At 54.1% G+C, this 17,172-nt stretch carries 15 protein-coding genes; 5 read left to right on the top strand and 10 right to left on the bottom strand.

Going from position 1 to position 17,172, the window contains the following annotated elements; genetic code table 11:
* The first annotated feature begins 229 nt into the window (after positions 1 to 229).
* The 3 genes from EPYR_RS02415 to EPYR_RS02410 are packed head-to-tail and all read left to right on the top strand — an operon-like array spanning position 230 to position 1,874.
* Positions 230 to 1,270 carry an IS630 family transposase gene (locus tag EPYR_RS02415; protein WP_012666458.1) on the top strand — a complete coding sequence of 347 codons (1,041 nt, stop codon included), beginning with the start codon at positions 230 to 232 and terminating at the stop codon, positions 1,268 to 1,270.
* Between the two features lie 51 nt (positions 1,271 to 1,321).
* The gene (locus EPYR_RS21485; RefSeq protein ID WP_081441616.1) at positions 1,322 to 1,468 is read left to right on the top strand and encodes an HNH/endonuclease VII fold putative polymorphic toxin; all 147 of its coding nucleotides are present in this window, start codon (positions 1,322 to 1,324) and stop codon (positions 1,466 to 1,468) included.
* A gap of 1 nt (position 1,469) precedes the next feature.
* A complete protein-coding gene (locus EPYR_RS02410; protein WP_041474085.1) occupies positions 1,470 to 1,874 on the top strand; it encodes a hypothetical protein in 405 nt (134 codons plus the stop codon).
* Positions 1,875 to 1,937: 63 nt separating this feature from the next.
* Here EPYR_RS02410 and EPYR_RS02405 read toward each other — a convergent pair whose 3' ends face one another.
* The 4 genes from EPYR_RS02405 to EPYR_RS02390 all read right to left on the bottom strand — a co-directional run bounded on the left by EPYR_RS02405 (position 1,938) and on the right by EPYR_RS02390 (position 6,250).
* Positions 1,938 to 2,270, bottom strand: a complete 333-nt coding sequence (locus EPYR_RS02405) for a SymE family type I addiction module toxin (RefSeq protein WP_014538498.1) — start codon at positions 2,268 to 2,270, stop codon at positions 1,938 to 1,940.
* Positions 2,271 to 2,288: 18 nt separating this feature from the next.
* Positions 2,289 to 3,761: a pyridoxal phosphate-dependent decarboxylase family protein gene (locus EPYR_RS02400; RefSeq protein WP_012666821.1), complete on the bottom strand. Its 1,473-nt coding sequence runs from the start codon at positions 3,759 to 3,761 to the stop codon at positions 2,289 to 2,291.
* Positions 3,762 to 3,765: 4 nt separating this feature from the next.
* A complete protein-coding gene (locus EPYR_RS02395) occupies positions 3,766 to 5,160 on the bottom strand; it encodes a diaminobutyrate--2-oxoglutarate transaminase (RefSeq protein ID WP_014538497.1) in 1,395 nt (464 codons plus the stop codon).
* Positions 5,161 to 5,362: 202 nt separating this feature from the next.
* Complete coding sequence (locus EPYR_RS02390; RefSeq protein WP_012666819.1) at positions 5,363 to 6,250, bottom strand: AraC family transcriptional regulator; 888 nt, start codon at positions 6,248 to 6,250, stop codon at positions 5,363 to 5,365.
* Between the two features lie 249 nt (positions 6,251 to 6,499).
* On the opposite strand from EPYR_RS02390, the gene dkgA reads away from it, so the two are divergent.
* Positions 6,500 to 7,324, top strand: coding sequence for a 2,5-didehydrogluconate reductase DkgA (dkgA, locus tag EPYR_RS02385; protein WP_012666818.1), 825 nt, complete (start codon positions 6,500 to 6,502; stop codon positions 7,322 to 7,324).
* A 50-nt stretch (positions 7,325 to 7,374) separates the two neighbouring features.
* On the opposite strand, the gene ftsP is transcribed toward dkgA, so the two are convergent.
* The 4 genes from ftsP to EPYR_RS02365 form a co-directional block, all read right to left on the bottom strand.
* Positions 7,375 to 8,799, bottom strand: coding sequence for a cell division protein FtsP (gene ftsP, locus EPYR_RS02380; RefSeq protein ID WP_012666817.1), 1,425 nt, complete (start codon positions 8,797 to 8,799; stop codon positions 7,375 to 7,377).
* 96 nt (positions 8,800 to 8,895) lie between these two features.
* On the bottom strand, positions 8,896 to 9,633 hold the full coding sequence (locus tag EPYR_RS02375; protein ID WP_014538495.1) for a 1-acylglycerol-3-phosphate O-acyltransferase: 738 nt from the start codon (positions 9,631 to 9,633) through the stop codon (positions 8,896 to 8,898).
* Positions 9,634 to 9,806: 173 nt separating this feature from the next.
* Positions 9,807 to 12,083, bottom strand: coding sequence for a DNA topoisomerase IV subunit A (gene parC, locus EPYR_RS02370; RefSeq protein ID WP_012666815.1), 2,277 nt, complete (start codon positions 12,081 to 12,083; stop codon positions 9,807 to 9,809).
* 260 nt (positions 12,084 to 12,343) lie between these two features.
* Positions 12,344 to 13,114, bottom strand: a complete 771-nt coding sequence (locus EPYR_RS02365) for a transporter substrate-binding domain-containing protein (protein WP_014538494.1) — start codon at positions 13,112 to 13,114, stop codon at positions 12,344 to 12,346.
* A gap of 308 nt (positions 13,115 to 13,422) precedes the next feature.
* On the opposite strand from EPYR_RS02365, the gene EPYR_RS02360 reads away from it, so the two are divergent.
* On the top strand, positions 13,423 to 13,734 hold the full coding sequence (locus EPYR_RS02360; protein WP_012666813.1) for a putative quinol monooxygenase: 312 nt from the start codon (positions 13,423 to 13,425) through the stop codon (positions 13,732 to 13,734).
* A gap of 165 nt (positions 13,735 to 13,899) precedes the next feature.
* On the opposite strand, the gene EPYR_RS02355 is transcribed toward EPYR_RS02360, so the two are convergent.
* Both EPYR_RS02355 and parE read right to left on the bottom strand, forming a co-directional pair.
* A complete protein-coding gene (locus EPYR_RS02355) occupies positions 13,900 to 14,526 on the bottom strand; it encodes a hypothetical protein (RefSeq protein WP_012666812.1) in 627 nt (208 codons plus the stop codon).
* A 712-nt stretch (positions 14,527 to 15,238) separates the two neighbouring features.
* A complete protein-coding gene (gene parE / locus EPYR_RS02350) occupies positions 15,239 to 17,134 on the bottom strand; it encodes a DNA topoisomerase IV subunit B (RefSeq protein WP_012666811.1) in 1,896 nt (631 codons plus the stop codon).
* Between the last annotated feature and the right edge of the window lie 38 nt (positions 17,135 to 17,172).

The following is a 17,172-nucleotide window of genomic DNA, read 5'->3' as shown; positions in this document are numbered from 1 at the left end:
TCCTACTTTGCTCGTTACCATTTTCTGCGCATTCTTGCCAGCCTCTGCACCAGCTTGTTGAGACTGAGAACTCGCCTTTTCCAGCCCCGTATTTATCGCGGTTCCCAAATTAACGCCAATCCAGCCTAAATAGCTGCGCGGAATAGTAGATCACTTTGAGGGAACTCAGCCCGGATTGTGCGATCTGATCAATCGCCAAATCAAAACAAATCACCAACCGGACTGAGCAATGCCGATCATAGCACCCATTTCCCGTGAAGAACGACGCCTGATGCGAAAAGCTATCCATAAAACGCGCGATAAAAATCATGCCCGCAGGCTGACGGCCATACTGATGTTGCACCGGGGAAACCGTGTCAGCCACGTCGCCAGAACGCTCTGTTGCGCCCGTTCATCCGTCGGGCGCTGGATTAACTGGTTTACGTTGTCCGGTGTTGAAGGTCTGAAATCGTTGCCCGCAGGGCGCTCCCGCCGATGGCCATTTGAGCATATCTGCACTCTGTTACGTGAACTGATAAAGCACTCTCCCGGCGATTTTGGTTATCAGCGTTCACGCTGGAGTACGGAATTGTTGGCTATAAAAATTAAAGACATAACCGGCTGCCGGTTGCATGCAGGAACCGTCCGTCGCTGGTTGCCCGCTGCCGGGCTGGTGTGGCGCAGAGCTGCGCCAACCCTGCGGATCCGTGACCCGCACAAAGATGAAAAGATGGCGGTGATCCGCCAGGCGTTGGACAAATGCAGCGCAGAGCATCCGGTATTTTATGAAGATGAAGTGGATATCCACCTCAATCCAAAAATCGGTGCTGACTGGCAACTGCGCGGGCAGCAAAGACGCGTGGTAACACCGGGTCAAAATGAAAAATATTACCTGGCGGGTGCGCTGCACAGCGGAACGGGCAAAGTCAGTTACGTTGGCGGTAACAGCAAAAGTTCGGTGCTGTTTATCAGCCTGCTTAAGCACCTGAAAGCGAGTTACCGCCGGGCAAAAACGATCACGCTGATTGTCGATAACTATATCATCCACAAAAGCCGTGAAACGCTGAGCTGGCTGAAACAGAATCCAAAGTTCAGGGTGATTTACCAGCCGGTTTACTCGCCGTGGGTCAATCATGTTGAGCGCCTGTGGCAGGCGCTGCACGATACCATTACACGCAATCATCAGTGCCGGTCAATGTGGCAACTGTTGAAAAAAGTACGCCACTTTATGAAAACGGTCAGCCCGTTCCCGGGCGGTAAACACGGACTGGCAAAAGTGGAGCGCTATTAGACGCAGCTATTTAGAGAATACCATTTTGTTAATAAAGACAATAAAACTGTTTTGATTCAAGAGCATAGTTTAGGCCATCAAAAAGCTGCTCCCGGGCACGGTGCAGAGCCGCATTTTAATACCAGAAGTATTGATAGGCCAGATGCAGGAAACTTTCCCGAAACACACGGGCACTACAATTTTCCGTGGAGTTATTAGTATGAATCTTATTGATGTGATTGGTTATAATAATTTTTTGAAAAGTCTATTCCCTAACGGAATGGACGATAATGTCCTAATAGGGAAGCTTTCTTTTGAGTTAGGCGGTAGATTTGGAGTAAGTATCCATACAAAACAGAGACCTGCTAAAGAAGTGCCCAAGTGGGGTAAGTGGGGCGTAGATTATAATGTGATAGTTATACATCTTTTGGGTGGCAAGGGTGAAGTTGTTAATATAAAAAATTGGAATGATGTTGAATATGCATCGGCATATTTAAAAAAATGCGACACTGGATTTAGCATTCAACAATCAGGTGCATCGCATGATATTTATTTTTTATTCGATGTTCTAACTTTCCAGAATTGCACTACATATATTGATAGCGCAGATATCTCGGATATTTAAAAGTAAAATTTAAGCCGGAAGCGATCCCAAAGATCCTTCCGGCCTTTTACCTTCAGCCGCCCGTCACGCCAGCATGGCGATCATNCGCTGCTTAGTCTGTTCCAGCTCCTGCTGCTGNGCCTTCAGCTGCTGTTCCATCGCCCGCAGCCGCCTCTCCTCGCGGCTGTCGGGGATCNGCAGCAGACAGCCGTCCAGCACCGTCAGGCTGACGCCGGTTCCCACCGCAAATCCCGCCTCCGCCAGCCACTTGCCCGCAATACTGNCCTGTGGCGTATCGCGTTCGCCNCCCTTCGGGCGGTAGCCGACGATTTGCCGGCCATAATCGTGCGTTACAGCCGCGCCGTTCGATAAAGCGGTATAACCTCCTGCGGCTTGACGTAAAAGCGGCCGGGTCATCCCACGGCCGCCCTGCCGTCAGGCAGTGGGCAACTGCTGTGCCGTGCGCTCAACCAGCGCCAGTAGCAGTTTAATATCCTGCAGGCTGACCGTCGGGTTCAGCAACGTCATCTTCAGACAGGTAACGCCGGCGAATTCGGTTACGCCAACGTTGGCACGCCCGGACTCCAGCAGCGCATCGCCAATCTGTTGATTGAGCAGCGCAACGGCAGCATCACTGCCATTAGCCAGCTGCTGCGGGCGATAGCGGAACAGCACGCTGGCCAGCTGCGGCTGCATCACCAGCTCCAGCAACGCCTGCTCATCAACATACTGCGCAACCTGCTGTGCCAGCGTCACACCGTGGTCGATGATCTCTGCGTACTGTTTCTCGCCCAGCGCTTCCAGGCTCATCCACAGTTTCAGCGCGTCGAAACGGCGGGTGGTCTGCAACGATTTGGACACCAGATTCGGTACGCCCTGGGCTTCGTCGAACTCGGAGTTCAGATAAGCGGCCTGATAACGCATCAGTTCATAATGGCGGGCTTCTTTTAACAGGAAAGCGCCGCAGCTGATGGTCTGGAAGAATTGCTTATGGAAGTCCAGCGTAACGGAATCCACCCGTTCAATACCGTCCAGATAGTGACGGTACTGCTCAGACATCAGCAGCGCACCGCCCCATGCAGCATCAACATGCACCCAAATCTGGTGTTCTGCCGCCAGTTGTGCAATGGCTGGCAGCGGATCGATAGCCCCGGCATCCGTGGTGCCGGCAGTAGCGACGATCGCGAGGATCTGCTCGCCGTTGGCCTGAGCCAGCGCCACTTTTTCTGCCAGATCGTTGATGTCCATGCGCGCGAAGCGGTCGGTTTTCACCAACGTCACCGACTGATAGCCAAGCCCCATCAGCGCCATATTCTTCTGCACCGAGAAGTGCGCGTTTTCAGAGCACAGCACTTTAATCTTACGCAGATCGCCCACCAGCCCATCCTGCTGGATGGAATGCCCCTGACGGGCAAAGAAGGCGTCACGCGCCAGCATCAGGCCCATCAGGTTACTCTGGGTGCCGCCGCTGGTGAATACCCCGGCATCGCCAGGCTGGTAGCCAACGCGGGTACGCAGCCATTCGATCAGTTTCATCTCAATGATGGTGGCTGACGGGCTTTGATCCCAGGAATCCATGCTCTGATTGGTGGCGTTGATCAATACCTCGGCAGCCTGGCTCACCACCAGGCTTGGGCAATGAAGATGCGCCACGCACTGCGGATGATGCACCGACAGACTGTCTTTTAAGAAAAATTCAACCGCACGCTCAATGGCGGCCTGGTTGCCCAGGCCCTGCGGATTAAAATCCAGCGCAATGCGTTCCCGCAGTTCGGCAACGCTTTTGCCCTGATACATCTCGGGCTGTTGCAGCCACTGCACCACGGCGGCGCTGCTCTGAGCCATGGCCTGCTGGTATGCCTCGCTGCTTTGCGCGCTGGCGGCGAGAATAGGATTCAACCTGGACATCTGTTTACTCCACACAAACCGGCTTAACGCCAGCGGCTAACAGCGCCTGTTCAAATTTATCCAGGAATATGCCCAGCTCATCATTGGAGATCAGCAGGGAAGGCAACAGACGCAGCACGCAACCATGACGCCCGCCGCGCTCAAGGATCAGTCCGTTTTCGAAGCATTTTTTCTGCAGCAGAGCGGATAACTGGCCATCAGCCGGATAACAGCCCATGTGATCCTGCGCTTCATTGGGTTTAACGATCTCAATACCGAGCATCAGGCCAAGACCACGCACATGACCGATGACCGGGTAGCGTTTTTGCAACTCAGCCAGCTGCGCTTTCAGCCATTCGCCCTGCGCAGCAACCTTATCAGCAACATGATTATCTTTCAGATGTTGCAGGGTGGTCAGGCCAGTGGCCATCGCCAGCTGGTTGCCACGGAAAGTCCCGGTATGATGGCCCGGTTCCCAGGCGTCAAACTGCTTCTTAATGCCCAGTACCGCCAGCGGCAAACCCCCACCGACCGCTTTCGACATCACAATGATGTCCGGTTCGATGCCGGCATGTTCGAAAGCGAACAGTTTACCGGTGCGCGCGAAGCCAGCCTGAACTTCGTCAATAATCAGCAGAATACCGTGCTCCTGCGTCACTTTACGAATGCGTTGCAGCCACTCTGCCGGTGCCGGATTCACCCCGCCTTCGCCCTGCACCGCTTCCAGAATCACGGCCGCCGGCTTACGCACGCCGCTCTCGACGTCGTTGATCAGGTTTTCAAAGTAGTAGGTTAATGCCTGTACGCCCGCTTCGCCGCCGATGCCCAGCGGGCAACGGTACTGGTGCGGATAAGGCATAAACTGCACTTCCGGGATCATGCCGTTAACCGCATCTTTCGGCGACAGGTTGCCGGTTACCGCCAGCGCACCGTGCGTCATACCGTGATAGCCGCCGGAGAAGCTGATCACCCCGGTACGACCGGTATATTTCTTCGCCAGCTTCAGCGCCGCTTCCACCGCATCAGCACCGGAAGGCCCGGTAAACTGCAGGCAGTACTCTTTGCCTTCGCCCGGCAGCAGGGAAAGCAGATATTCTGAGAAGCGGTCTTTTAACGGCGTGGTCAGATCCAGTGTATGTAACGGCAAGCCGCTGGTAATGACATTTTGGATGCTTTGCAAGATATCAGGATGGTTATGCCCAAGCGCCAGCGTACCTGCACCGGCCAGACAGTCAAGATATTGATTATTTTCAACATCGGAAATCCACACGCCTTCGGCCTTAGCAATGGCTAACGGCAGTTTGCGCGGATAACTCCTGACATTCGATTCAAATTCAGCTTGTCGCGCCAAATAGGTTTGATTGTTACCATCAAATGAAGTCGCACCTAAATTATCAATACGGACTTTATCCGTCATCATATCACTCCTACAACTGAGGGTATCGGTCACGCCACAGTTGAATAATTGAATTAAAGGAAACTACTACTATGAAAAAACGCGGCCAATATATGGCTTTTTAAGGATCTTCTCAATCACTTATTTTATTAAGATTTTCTTAATATTTATCAACACATTGCGTGTAATTTATTTCAATAGCCTCTGCTATATTTCGCCACAAGCATTATCCTGCATGGCGCAAACGCGTCATTTCTTCCCCCGGCGTAACACCAAAATAACGTTTGAATTCCCGTGAAAACTGCGACGGGCTTTCATAGCCCACCTTCAGCGCCGCCACGCTGGCTTTCATCCCTTCCTGCATCATCATCATCCGCGCCTGATGCAGGCGGTAGCTTTTGATGTACTGCAAAGGGGAAGTGCTGGTGACGGCCTTAAAGTTATGATGAAAGGCCGAGACGCTCATATTGGCTTCTGCTGCCAGCTGTTCGACGCTCAGGCTATCGGTGAAATGGTGCTCAATGCGCCGCAATGCGCGGGCAATCTGGCTGAACTGCGTCTGACGGCTTACCAAAGCCAGCAGCGCTCCACCACAGGGGCCTTGCAGCGCATGGTAGAGAATTTCTCGCACGATATGCGGCCCGAGCACGCGCGCATCGCGCGGATGCGCCATCGCATCCAGCAATCGTCCGGTGGCACACAGCATCTTCTCCGTCAGCAGCGCGGAGTGTATGCCGTGAGTGAGTGGCTGCGGGTAGAAGCCGTCATCTTCGCCGATATCGATCAGCAGATCCTGCAACTGAAGCGCATCCACCCGCAGCGACAGCCCGGTCAGCGGCAGTTCAGGCGTGGCAAAGGTTTCACATTCAAACGGCAGAGGTACCGTCAGCATCAGATATTTGCTGGCATCATAATGGAATACGCTTTTGCCGAGGTAACCGGTTTTCTTGCCCTGGAGCACAATCACAATCGCCGGCTTATACATGACCGGCTGACGTACCGTGCCGCTTTCGGAATAAAACAGGGTGATACCCGGCACCGGGGTCATTTTATCCTGCTTAACCAGGCCGGAGACCTGTTGCGCCAGCCGGGCGCAGACGATTTTTCGATCCATGATGGTTTGCCGCTCGCTGAATGAATACCGCATATATCATCCCCTGCTGCTCTCTTTTTCTCCAGCCCTTTGGAGGATCGGGCAAGACTCAGAGAGAAATGTGCACTCATCACCATGCAGCAGGTACTGTCGCGCCTGTGCCAGCCTTAGCGGAAAATCGTTTAACTTACGGCTTGCTCACCTGTCTACTAAGCTTAGCGTTATCAATCGGTGCCAGCGCACCGGTTAATCCGCTGAACAGGAGATATCATGGCAAATCAACCGATCATCAAACTACACGACGGTAATATGATGCCGCAGCTTGGGCTGGGCGTCTGGCAGGCCAGTATTGATGAAGCGCGCAGCGCAGCAGTTAAAGCACTCTCCGTGGGTTATCGCTCCATTGACACTGCCGCCATCTATAAAAATGAGGAAGGTATTGGCCAGGCGCTGCAGGAAACCGATATCGCTCGCGACGAGATCTTTATCACCACCAAATTATGGAATGACGACCAGCTCAACGCGCAGCAGGCGCTGGAAACCAGTCTGCAAAAGCTGCAGCTGGAGAGCGTCGACCTGTATCTGATGCACTGGCCGTGTCCGGGGAAAAACAATTACGTGGCCGCCTGGCAGCAGATGATTGAACTGCAACAGCAGGGGCTGACCAAAAGCATTGGCGTCTGCAATTTCAGTGAAGCCCATTTGAAACGCCTGATGGACGACACCGGCGTCAGTCCGGTGATAAACCAGGTGGAACTGCATCCGCTGCTGCAACAGCGCACCCTGCATGCCTGGAACGCCATGCACCAGATCCAGACGGAGTCATGGAGCCCGCTGGCACAAGGCGGGGAAGGCGTATTCGACCAGCAAGCGATCAAGAAGCTGGCGAAGAAATACGGCAAATCCCCGGCACAGATTGTTATCCGCTGGCATCTGGACAGTGGCCTGGTGGTTATCCCCAAATCGATCACGCCGGCGCGTATTGAAGAGAACTTCAGGGTGTTCGATTTCCGCCTTGAAAAAGCGGAAATCAGCGACATTGCCGCATTGGACCAGGGCAAACGCCTCGGTCCTGACCCGGACGAATTGAATTAACCCACGAACGCCGGGCAAGCCAGGCGTTCGCCCGCTGCCAGTCCGGCCAGTCAGCCCGCCTGCTGCGCCGGATTAACCACCAGCTGCCCCGCTACACCGCGATCCGCCATCTCCAGCGTCTGGCTGTAGTAGACAAACGGGAAATGCTCAGACGATGGCTGAGTAAAGGAGACAAACAGCTCCACTTCGCCATCAACCCATACGGTATCCTTCCAGCCACGATCTTCCGCCATCGGCTGCGCCCCGTTGACGTTTTTGATCAGGAACATCACGCCCTGGATATGGAACGACTGTGGCGTATCGGCATGGATGATCCAGCGCTCGTAGCTGCCCTGCTGCGCCTGCACGTCAATGCGCATCATTTCCCACAGCGCACCGTTAATGCCCGGCATCGAATCATCCAGGCGGAACTCACGCGTGCGGCTCACCGCGCCTTCAATCACCTGGTCCGGCAGCAGGCGCATGGGTAAGTTATCCGTTACCAGCGGTAACAGGCCGGTCGGACGCAGAGTCAGTACCCGCGTTGAGGTCAAAATGGAAGATGGCTCAAAAAAGCCGCGCAGACGGTCAACAATGCCTGCCGCTTCGCCGGCGGTAATCGCCACCTCGTTCCCCTGTGACATATCCACCAGTACTTCGCGCCGTTCTCCCGGAGCCAGTGAAAGTTGTTCCACCGCCACCGGTGCCGGCAGAAACCCCTGATCGCTGGCGATAACATTGAACGGCCGACCGTCGCTCATACGCAGCTGATAGCAGCGCGCATTAGAGGCATTCAGCAGACGCAGCCTTACCCAACCGCGCGACACTTCGACATACGGGTTCTGTACGCCGTTGACCAGCAGCGTATCGCCAACAAACCCGCCCTTAGCCGACGGGGCATATACCGGAGTGGCAAAGTTGTCCAGGCGCTTGTCCTGAATGATCAGCGGGAAATCATCAACGCCGTAGTGATTAGGAATTGGTAAGGACTTACTAACTTCATCCTCCACCAGCCACATGCCGGCCAGCCCGTTATAGACATGCGGAGCCATACGGTTCGGCGTATTGGCGTGATACCAGCAGGTGGCCGCCGCCTGACGGATCGGCACCACCGGCGCCCAGTCCACGCCCGGTGACATCAGACGCGCGGCTCCCCCCATCAACGCTCCCGGCACCTGCAGGCCGCTGACCGTCATCGCTACCGGTTCGGTCAGACGGTTGCTGTAAATCAGCTTCACGTCGTCGCCGTTCCACACGCGCACCGTGGGGCCAAGATACAGGCCATTAATTCCCCAGACCGCTGCTTTATTACTGCCGTTAAATGACCAGTGGCTGCGTTGCAGCGTCAGAAACAGCGGCTGTCCACGGCGTGATTCAATCAGCGGAGGAACCGGTAGCGCGTTGATCGCTCCGGCGGCACGGGCATTAAAAGGCAAAGAAGAAGCACAGAGGGCAATGCCCGAGGCCTGAAGAAATTGACGACGACTGAAGGACATACCCACTCCGTAAGCCAAAAAGGGGCCACCGCAGTGGCTCTGTTGCTTTTTATCATTCTGCACGAACCGTGCTGCCGCGTGGTAATGCCGTTAAATTTATAATTTGCCTGAGGCTTCGCGGGCGGCGACTTCGGCGTTCAACTCATCCAGCTTAGCCGACATGATTTCGCGGCAGTGCGTGGCCAGCTTACGCACCGACTGGTCGGCAAAAGCCGGGGTATCGACAGGCGGCAGCATTTCAACAATCGCCAGGCCATTTTTTAGCCGGTTCAACTTAATTTTACCGTGAGTATTGGATACCACTACCGGAATAATCGGCACGCCAGCCGCAACGGCAGCATGGAACGCCCCGGTTTTAAACGGCAGCAGGCCGCGACCACGACTGCGCGTCCCTTCCGGGAACATCCAGAAAGAGATTTTCTTCTTTCTGAACTGTTCGACCAGCTCACCGATAGTGCCATGCGCTTTAGTGCGGTTTTCCCGATCGATAAGCAGATTGCCGGTCAGCCAGTAGAGCAGGCCAAAAAACGGCACCCACAGCAGGCTGGTTTTGCCGACGGTCACGGTGGTTGGCTGCACGATGGCAGCGGCGGTGATCATGTCATAATTATTCTGGTGATTGCAGATATATATCGCATTCGGATAGTTTTCAGCCCCTGCCGGCTTGCGCAGTTCCACCTTAAGACCAAACACCGGAGCAAGGCGGCCAAACAGGTGACCAAACGTCGCCACATGACGTGGATTGCGTGGACTAAACAGACAGTAAATACAACCAAACACACACACCAGTATCGAGTAAACCACTACCACCAGGGTACGTAACAGAGTAAGCATCACAACCTCATTATCTTTTATCACCGTCATCGTTCAGGCAGCATGGGGATCGGCGAATTATGCTCTTCATGTCAACCGCGCCCGGCTCTGACGATACAGCGACACACTTTCTTCAATAAGACATCATTTCATTCGGTCAGTTGAATAAACGATTCGTCAGATAAAGCTTAGGATCACTCCCCGCTATCATCCGTGGCGGCTGCACACACCGCACCTTCCACATCAACCCGGTCAATACGCTGTAAGCCACGCGGCAACAGGGTGCCACGGCGGCCGCGCTCGGCACGGAATTTTTGCAAATCAGCGGCTTTCAGCGTTAGTTTACGTTTGCCCACATACAGGGTGATCGCGTTTTCCGGCGTCAGTAGCAGCAGCCAGGCCAGTTTATCTTCACCTGAAGCAGCCTCCGCAGACGGGATTGAGACAATCTTGTTGCCTTTGCCTTTCGACAGCTGCGGCAGTTCGCTGACCGGGAACATCAGCATACGGCCAGCAGCGGTGATCGCCAGCAGCAAATCGTCATTGCTTTGAATCGCTAACGGTGTCATCACTTTGGCATTTGACGGCAGGGTTAACAGCGCTTTGCCCGCGCGATTACGTGACACCAGTTCGCTAAAGGTGCAGACGAAACCGTAACCGGCATCAGATGCCATCAGTAGTTTCTGCGTCTCATCCGCCATCAGCACCTGTTCCACCACCGCCCCCGGCGGCGGGGTCAGTTTGCCGGTAAGCGGCTCGCCCTGACCACGCGCCGACGGTAGCGTTAGCGGGTCGAGCGCGTAGCTGCGGCCGGTTGAATCAATGAAGACGACCGGCTGATTGCTCTTGCCGCGTGCCGCACCGAGGTAAGCGTCTCCGGCTTTATAACTGAGGCCGGCCGGGTCAATGTCATGGCCTTTGGCGCTGCGTACCCAGCCGCTCTGCGACAGCACGATGGTCACCGGTTCTGACGGTATCAGCTCATGCTCACCGATCGCTTTCGCTTCCTCGCGCTCGCGCAGCGGCGAGCGGCGGTCATCGCCGTAAGCATCGCTGTCGGCCTGTAATTCTTTCTTCAGCAGGGTATTCATCTTACGTTCGGAAGCCAGAATAGCCTCCAGATGCGCACGCTCTTTTTCCAGTTCGTCCTGTTCGCCACGGATCTTCATCTCTTCCAGTTTGGCAAGATGACGCAGTTTCAGCTCAAGGATGGCTTCTGCCTGGATTTCTGAGATGTCAAAGCGCGACATCAGCACCGGTTTAGGTTCATCCTCGGCGCGGATAATCTCGATCACTTCGTCAATATTGAGGAAGGCCACCAGTAAACCGGCGAGGATATGCAGGCGCTTGAGCACTTTTTCCAGGCGATGATTCAGACGTCGGCGCACGGTATCGCGACGGAATATCAACCACTCGGAGAGGATCTCCAGCAGGTTTTTGACCGCCGGGCGGTTGTTCAGCCCGATCATGTTCAGGTTGATACGGTAGCTGCGCTCAAGGTCGGTGGTGGCAAACAGGTGGTTCATGACCTGATCCATATCGACGCGGTTGGAGCGCGGGACAATAACCAGCCGCGTCGGATTCTCATGATTGGATTCATCACGCAGATCTTCGACCATTGGCAGCTTTTTATTGCGCATCTGTACGGCGATCTGCTCCAGCACGCGCGCACCGGAAACCTGGTGCGGCAGCGCGGTGATCACCACGTCGCCCTCTTCCTTCTTCCACACCGCACGCATACGCACCGAACCGCGCCCGTTCTGATAGATTTTGCGGATTTCATTGCGCGGGGTGATGATTTCAGCTTCGGTCGGATAGTCCGGCCCCTGAACGATATCCAGCAGTTCATCAAGGGTGGTTTTCGGGCTGTCAATCAGCGTGATGGCGGCTTTAGCCACTTCTCTGAGGTTGTGCGGTGGAATGTCAGTGGCCATGCCAACGGCAATACCGGTGGTGCCGTTCAGCAAGATGTTAGGCAGGCGTGCCGGCAGCATTGACGGCTCCTGCAGGGTGCCGTCAAAGTTCGGCACGTAGTCAACGGTGCCCTGACCCAGCTCACCCAGCAGGACTTCGGCATATTTTGACAGGCGCGACTCGGTGTATCGCATCGCCGCAAAGGATTTGGGATCGTCCGGCGCCCCCCAGTTCCCCTGGCCATCGACCAGCGGGTAACGGTAGGAGAACGGCTGCGCCATCAGCACCATCGCTTCATAGCAGGCGCTGTCGCCGTGCGGATGGTATTTACCCAGCACATCACCGACGGTACGCGCCGATTTTTTAAACTTCGCGTTGTTGCTTAGCCCCAGTTCCGACATCGCATAAACGATGCGTCGTTGTACTGGCTTCAGCCCATCGCCAATATAAGGCAGCGCGCGATCCATGATGACGTACATGGAGTAGTTAAGGTAAGCATTCTCAGTAAATTTATGCAGGGCAAGACGCTCTGCACCATCCTGCGTCAGGTCACTCATTCTCTTCTTGTCCTCATATCGCGGCGCGTTCAGGGCCAGCACCGCCACAGCGGTAAGTTTGGCGAGGATAGTACCTTATCTGGTAAGGGTCTGTCACAGAGATCGGTGGTTAAGCGGGGCAGCCTGCAACGAATTGTATCATGCAGCAGTAAACGGGATTCAGGTAAGCGGTAATTAACTGAATAACAGCAAAACGGGGGAACATCATTGCCTGAAGCTTGCATCAGCGACGGCCCGGCAAGGCGCTCCGGGCCTTAGGCTTACCCCTTTGTCGCTAACCACTGTCCCACTATCTGCTGATACTCACCGCTGGCTTTCCCCAGATGTAGCCACTGGTCAACGTACATCTTCCAGCTGATATCATCACGCGGCAACATCCACGCCTTCTCGCCGTACTGCAACGGTTTTCCCGGATTGATGGCGCACAGCTGCGGGTAGCGTTTCTGCTGATAAAGCGCTTCAGAGGCGTCGGTTACCATCACATCCGCCTTTTTGTCCACCAACTGCTGGAAGATGGTCACGTTATCGTGGAACAGCGTCAGATTAGCCTGCGGCAGAAAAGCATGTGCAAAGGCTTCATTGGTGCCGCCCGCCGGTTCAATCAGCCGTACCGTCGGCTTATTCAGCTGTTTAACCGTGCGGTATTTATTTTTATCCACACAGCGCACCAGAGGAATTTTGCCATCGCTATCCAGCGGGCTGGCAAACCATGCGGTCTGCTGGCGCTTCAAGGTGACCGATACACCTCCCAGCGCGACATCGCACTGTTTGCCAATAAAGTCCGCAGTCAGCGTTTTCCATGTGGTTGGCACCCATTTCACCTCCGCCCCCAGCGTTTTCGCCAGCGACTGCGCCAGTGAAATATCAATACCTTCATAGCTGCCATCCGGGCGCAGATAAGTATAGGGTTTATAGTCCCCGGTGGTGCAAACGGTCAGGGTTTTACTCTGCATCACCCTATCAAGATGTGATTGCGCGCTGGCGCTACCTGCCAACAGCAGCAGAACCATGGCTCCTGTTTTCATCATCATTTTTATACTCTCGTTATTCGTGTCATTGCCACGGATTGTTGCCTGAAATGCAATACTACTTTGATTATAAACATATTTCCTTGCCAAATCGCCCTACCAGACTCGCATTCATTACGCGAAAGAAATAGGCCGCTGCCGGCCTGTTCACAAGGCCAGTCAGTTCTCTGACATCGGCGGTTACCCGCATTTATTGTCATAATGTCAACAGGAGAGCAAGACGATGTCGGGGTTATTGCGCGTTATCTGACACATCTTAGCGAAATCTTTGCTTAACTGATCAACTGACCCGTATTAAAGAAGGAAACAGTATGCTGACCGTTCTCGCTGAAATTTGTATCAGGCCAGGCCGCCGCCATGTCGTGTTGCAGGCGATTGAGGCGCTGATACCGGAGGTGCTGGCGGAGGAAGGTTGCGCAAGCTACCAGCCGCTGATCGATCATAAAGCACAGGTTCCCTGGAAGCAGCACTCACCGCATTCAATCTTTATGGTGGAACACTGGGAGTCGCTGCGCCACCTTGAACAACATCAGCAAGCGCAACATATGGAAAACCACCGTACGGCCATTAAGGACGATGTGGTTGACGTGAAGATTTTTATACTGGAACCCGCCATTAAATAGCTCAGGCAAGCAATGTTACGGCCGTTCCGCACTGGAGAACGGCCCTTTAGTCTTAAACCTTCTTAACCTTACTGAATGAGAAAATACAGACTTCAGCTTTATGATCGGGAACACCGACCATAAACCATTAAGCATCCTGAACGTCAAGGCTGATGTCGTCGTTTATCATTTTCCGGCTATAACAATATGGCTATGTTGATCGGTGTCGTTTATTTTATTACGGCCATTCCCGCTCAGGTCAAATGAGATAACCAGTCCGGGCCTCATATCTTTTGGCCCCTCATTTTTACTGTCGCTAAAATGACCTGCGCCTCCCCATACAATGCTTTTTCCCGCAGAGACGGCCTCAGCTTCTCGTTTTACTGCAGCGTCCCAGGCAACATTAAGGGACAACCTTTTCTTCATATATTGGATTTTTTCCATGGCTGTATTGGGTTCAGCAACCGCCAGCCTGCGGTCAATCCCGGAAACGTAAATCCCGGCTTTATGGGCATTGACCAGGGCGCCAGCCACTTCATGTAGCCAAGCGGAACCGTGTTTACCCCATGAATTTTCCAGAAAATCATGCACGGCGCTTTTACCATCATGCAAAGCTTCCCTCAGGAGTGCACCGTCGGTGAATTTCACAAATTCTACCGCGAGATGATCGGCTCCCGCTTTCTTCAGATCCTTCGCGGATTCTGCAATAAGTTTGGGTATGAAAAGCTTTCCGTGCAAATCGCTAATGTAGAGTAGTTTGTTGCCCTGCAAGGCCCCTGTCAGGGCACCTTTGGGATGACTGGCGGGGGACATAATGTGAATATCCGGGTGTATTGCGTATGAGTTGCTGCTTGACGAAACACGATGAACTGAACTGGACGATACGTTATTAAACATGAACTGTGCCAAAGAGAACCGCGACGTGGTGTGGAAAACGATAATTTTGTCTAAGCAGCAAATCAGATGTCGGGAAGATGGATTTAACGATGCTGATGCAAAACCACCATGTTCATATGCTGTTTAGCGTAAATAAGTGTTAACCCGCAGCGTTCGGTTCCAAATAAATTTGAAAAGGGTTCTGGAATTGCCTGCACGGCGAGTGGCTCGGTTGCATAACAGCCAGGCTGTGGCGAGCGGGGATTGAATATTGGCCGTCATTATCAAGGCTGGAATGTTATTGCCGCCTGTTTTTATCGGGCGCTTTCACCGGGGTTTCCATGCGGGCAGACTGAATGATATTCAGTTTATAACGCTGAATATCATTGGGGGATGAAAGGGGAATGGCTCACTTCATTTCACTGAGAACCTGCACATCGTTCGCCGCAAAAATAGCCGTTGAGGATTTGCCAGAGCGGAATGCCAATGGAATAGGGAATTTAATCCAGCGTGTTTATACCCGTATGCTGGTGGTGGAAATTTTCCAGCCACAGGCTTAATAAAGCAGGCGGTAAGGGCAATTGCAGGCCCTGTTCAAATCCATTTAACCTGAACTCAGGGCCTTTAATTCATCACGGCTAAAACCGTTTTACACCTCGATTTCTGCGCTGTCGCCTTTTTCCTGCAGCCAGTTACGACGGTCTTCAGATCGTTTCTTCGCCAGCAGCATATCCATCACTGCCAGCGTTTGATCGACATCCTCATCGCTTATCGTTAACTGCACCAGACGGCGGGTATTTGGGTCAAGCGTGGTTTCACGCAGCTGCAACGGGTTCATCTCGCCCAGCCCTTTAAAGCGCTGCACGCCCGGCTTGCCTTTTTTACGCTTCAGCTGCTCAAGAATGCCTGCTTTCTCTTCCTCGTCCAGCGCGTAATAGACCTCTTTACCCAGGTCGATACGGTAGAGCGGCGGCATCGCCACATAGACGTGACCGTTTTTAACCAGCGTGCGGAAATGGCGTACAAACAGCGCGCACAGCAGGGTGGCGATATGCAATCCATCGGAGTCCGCATCGGCGAGAATACAGATCTTACCGTAACGCAGCTGGCTGAGATCTTCGCTGTCGGGATCGATGCCGATCGCCACCGAAATATCGTGCACTTCCTGCGAAGCCAGCACCTCATCAGAGGAGACTTCCCAGGTATTAAGGATTTTACCCTTCAGCGGCATGATCGCCTGATATTCGCGATCGCGCGCCTGCTTGGCGGAGCCGCCCGCCGAGTCCCCTTCCACCAGGAACAGTTCGGTGCGACTCAAATCCTGTGCGCTACAGTCAGCCAGTTTCCCCGGCAGCGCCGGGCCGCTGGTCAGCTTTTTACGCACCACTTTCTTCGCCGCACGCATGCGCCGCTGGGCGCTGGAGATTGCCAGCTCGGCCAGCATTTCTGCTGCCTGGACATTCTGGTTAAGCCACAGGCTGAAAGCATCTTTGACTACGCCTGAGACAAAAGCGGCGCACTGGCGTGATGACAGGCGCTCTTTCGTCTGACCGGCGAACTGTGGATCCTGCATTTTTACCGACAGCACGTAAGCACAGCGATCCCAGATATCTTCCGCCGACAGCTTCACGCCACGCGGCAGAATATTGCGGTATTCACAGAACTCGCGCATCGCATCCAGCAGCCCCTGGCGCAAGCCGTTAACATGAGTACCGCCCTGCATGGTCGGGATCAGGTTAACGTAGCTCTCGGTTAGCAGCTCGCCGCCCTCCGGCAGCCATAACAGCGCCCAGTCTACTGCTTCAACATCGCCGGAGAACGCCCCGACAAAGGGTTTTTCAGGCAGCAGCGGCAGGCCGTTAACCGCCTCCATCAAATAGTCAGTCAAACCGTCGGCGTAGCACCAGCTCTGTTCGGTTTTGTTCAGCCTGTCTTTAAAAACGATTTCCACGCCCGGACACAGCACCGCTTTGGCTTTCAGCAGGTGGCTTAAGCGCGTGACCGAGAAGCGCGGGCTGTCAAAGAAGGACTCGTCCGGCCAGAACTGCACGCGAGTACCGGTGTTACGCTTACCGACCGTCCCGGTAACCGTGAGATCCTGCACTTTGTCACCGTTTTCAAACGCCATTTCATACACTTCGCCATTGCGACGTACGGTGACTTCTACACGTTTTGACAGAGCGTTAACCACCGAGATCCCCACGCCGTGCAGGCCGCCGGAAAACTGATAGTTTTTATTGGAGAATTTTCCTCCGGCATGCAGGCGGCAGAAAATCAGCTCAACCGCCGGTACGCCCTCTTCGGGGTGGATATCCACCGGCATGCCGCGCCCGTCATCAATCACTTCCAGTGACTGGTCGGGATGCAGAATCACTTCGACACGTTTGGCATGGCCGGCCAGCGCTTCATCCACGCTGTTGTCGATCACTTCCTGGCCTAAATGGTTAGGACGCGCGGTATCGGTGTACATACCCGGGCGGCGACGCACGGGTTCAAGTCCGCTGAGAACCTCAATGGAATCAGCGTTGTAACTGGATTGAGTCATCGTAACAATCTGATTAGTGGTGGCTAAAAATGCGTGGC

Source organism: Erwinia pyrifoliae DSM 12163, from assembly GCF_000026985.1.
GTDB lineage: Bacteria > Pseudomonadota > Gammaproteobacteria > Enterobacterales > Enterobacteriaceae > Erwinia > Erwinia pyrifoliae.
The sequence above is the reverse complement of the archived record's forward strand: the minus strand, read 5'-3'. Positions and strand labels throughout refer to the sequence as shown.

Excerpts from the sequence above, each read along its gene's own strand:
- EPYR_RS02415 (WP_012666458.1), top strand. The coding sequence starts at position 230 with ATGCCGATCATAGCACCCATTTCCCGTGAAGAACGACGCCTGATGCGA.
- EPYR_RS02410 (WP_041474085.1), top strand. The coding sequence starts at position 1,470 with ATGAATCTTATTGATGTGATTGGTTATAATAATTTTTTGAAAAGTCTA.
- EPYR_RS02400 (WP_012666821.1), bottom strand. The coding sequence starts at position 3,761 with ATGTCCAGGTTGAATCCTATTCTCGCCGCCAGCGCGCAAAGCAGCGAG.
- EPYR_RS02395 (WP_014538497.1), bottom strand. The coding sequence starts at position 5,160 with ATGATGACGGATAAAGTCCGTATTGATAATTTAGGTGCGACTTCATTT.
- EPYR_RS02390 (WP_012666819.1), bottom strand. The coding sequence starts at position 6,250 with ATGGATCGAAAAATCGTCTGCGCCCGGCTGGCGCAACAGGTCTCCGGC.
- dkgA (WP_012666818.1), top strand. The coding sequence starts at position 6,500 with ATGGCAAATCAACCGATCATCAAACTACACGACGGTAATATGATGCCG.
- ftsP (WP_012666817.1), bottom strand. The coding sequence starts at position 8,799 with ATGTCCTTCAGTCGTCGTCAATTTCTTCAGGCCTCGGGCATTGCCCTC.
- EPYR_RS02375 (WP_014538495.1), bottom strand. The coding sequence starts at position 9,633 with ATGCTTACTCTGTTACGTACCCTGGTGGTAGTGGTTTACTCGATACTG.
- parC (WP_012666815.1), bottom strand. The coding sequence starts at position 12,083 with ATGAGTGACCTGACGCAGGATGGTGCAGAGCGTCTTGCCCTGCATAAA.
- EPYR_RS02365 (WP_014538494.1), bottom strand. The coding sequence starts at position 13,114 with ATGATGATGAAAACAGGAGCCATGGTTCTGCTGCTGTTGGCAGGTAGC.
- EPYR_RS02360 (WP_012666813.1), top strand. The coding sequence starts at position 13,423 with ATGCTGACCGTTCTCGCTGAAATTTGTATCAGGCCAGGCCGCCGCCAT.
- EPYR_RS02355 (WP_012666812.1), bottom strand. The coding sequence starts at position 14,526 with ATGTCCCCCGCCAGTCATCCCAAAGGTGCCCTGACAGGGGCCTTGCAG.
- parE (WP_012666811.1), bottom strand. The coding sequence starts at position 17,134 with ATGACTCAATCCAGTTACAACGCTGATTCCATTGAGGTTCTCAGCGGA.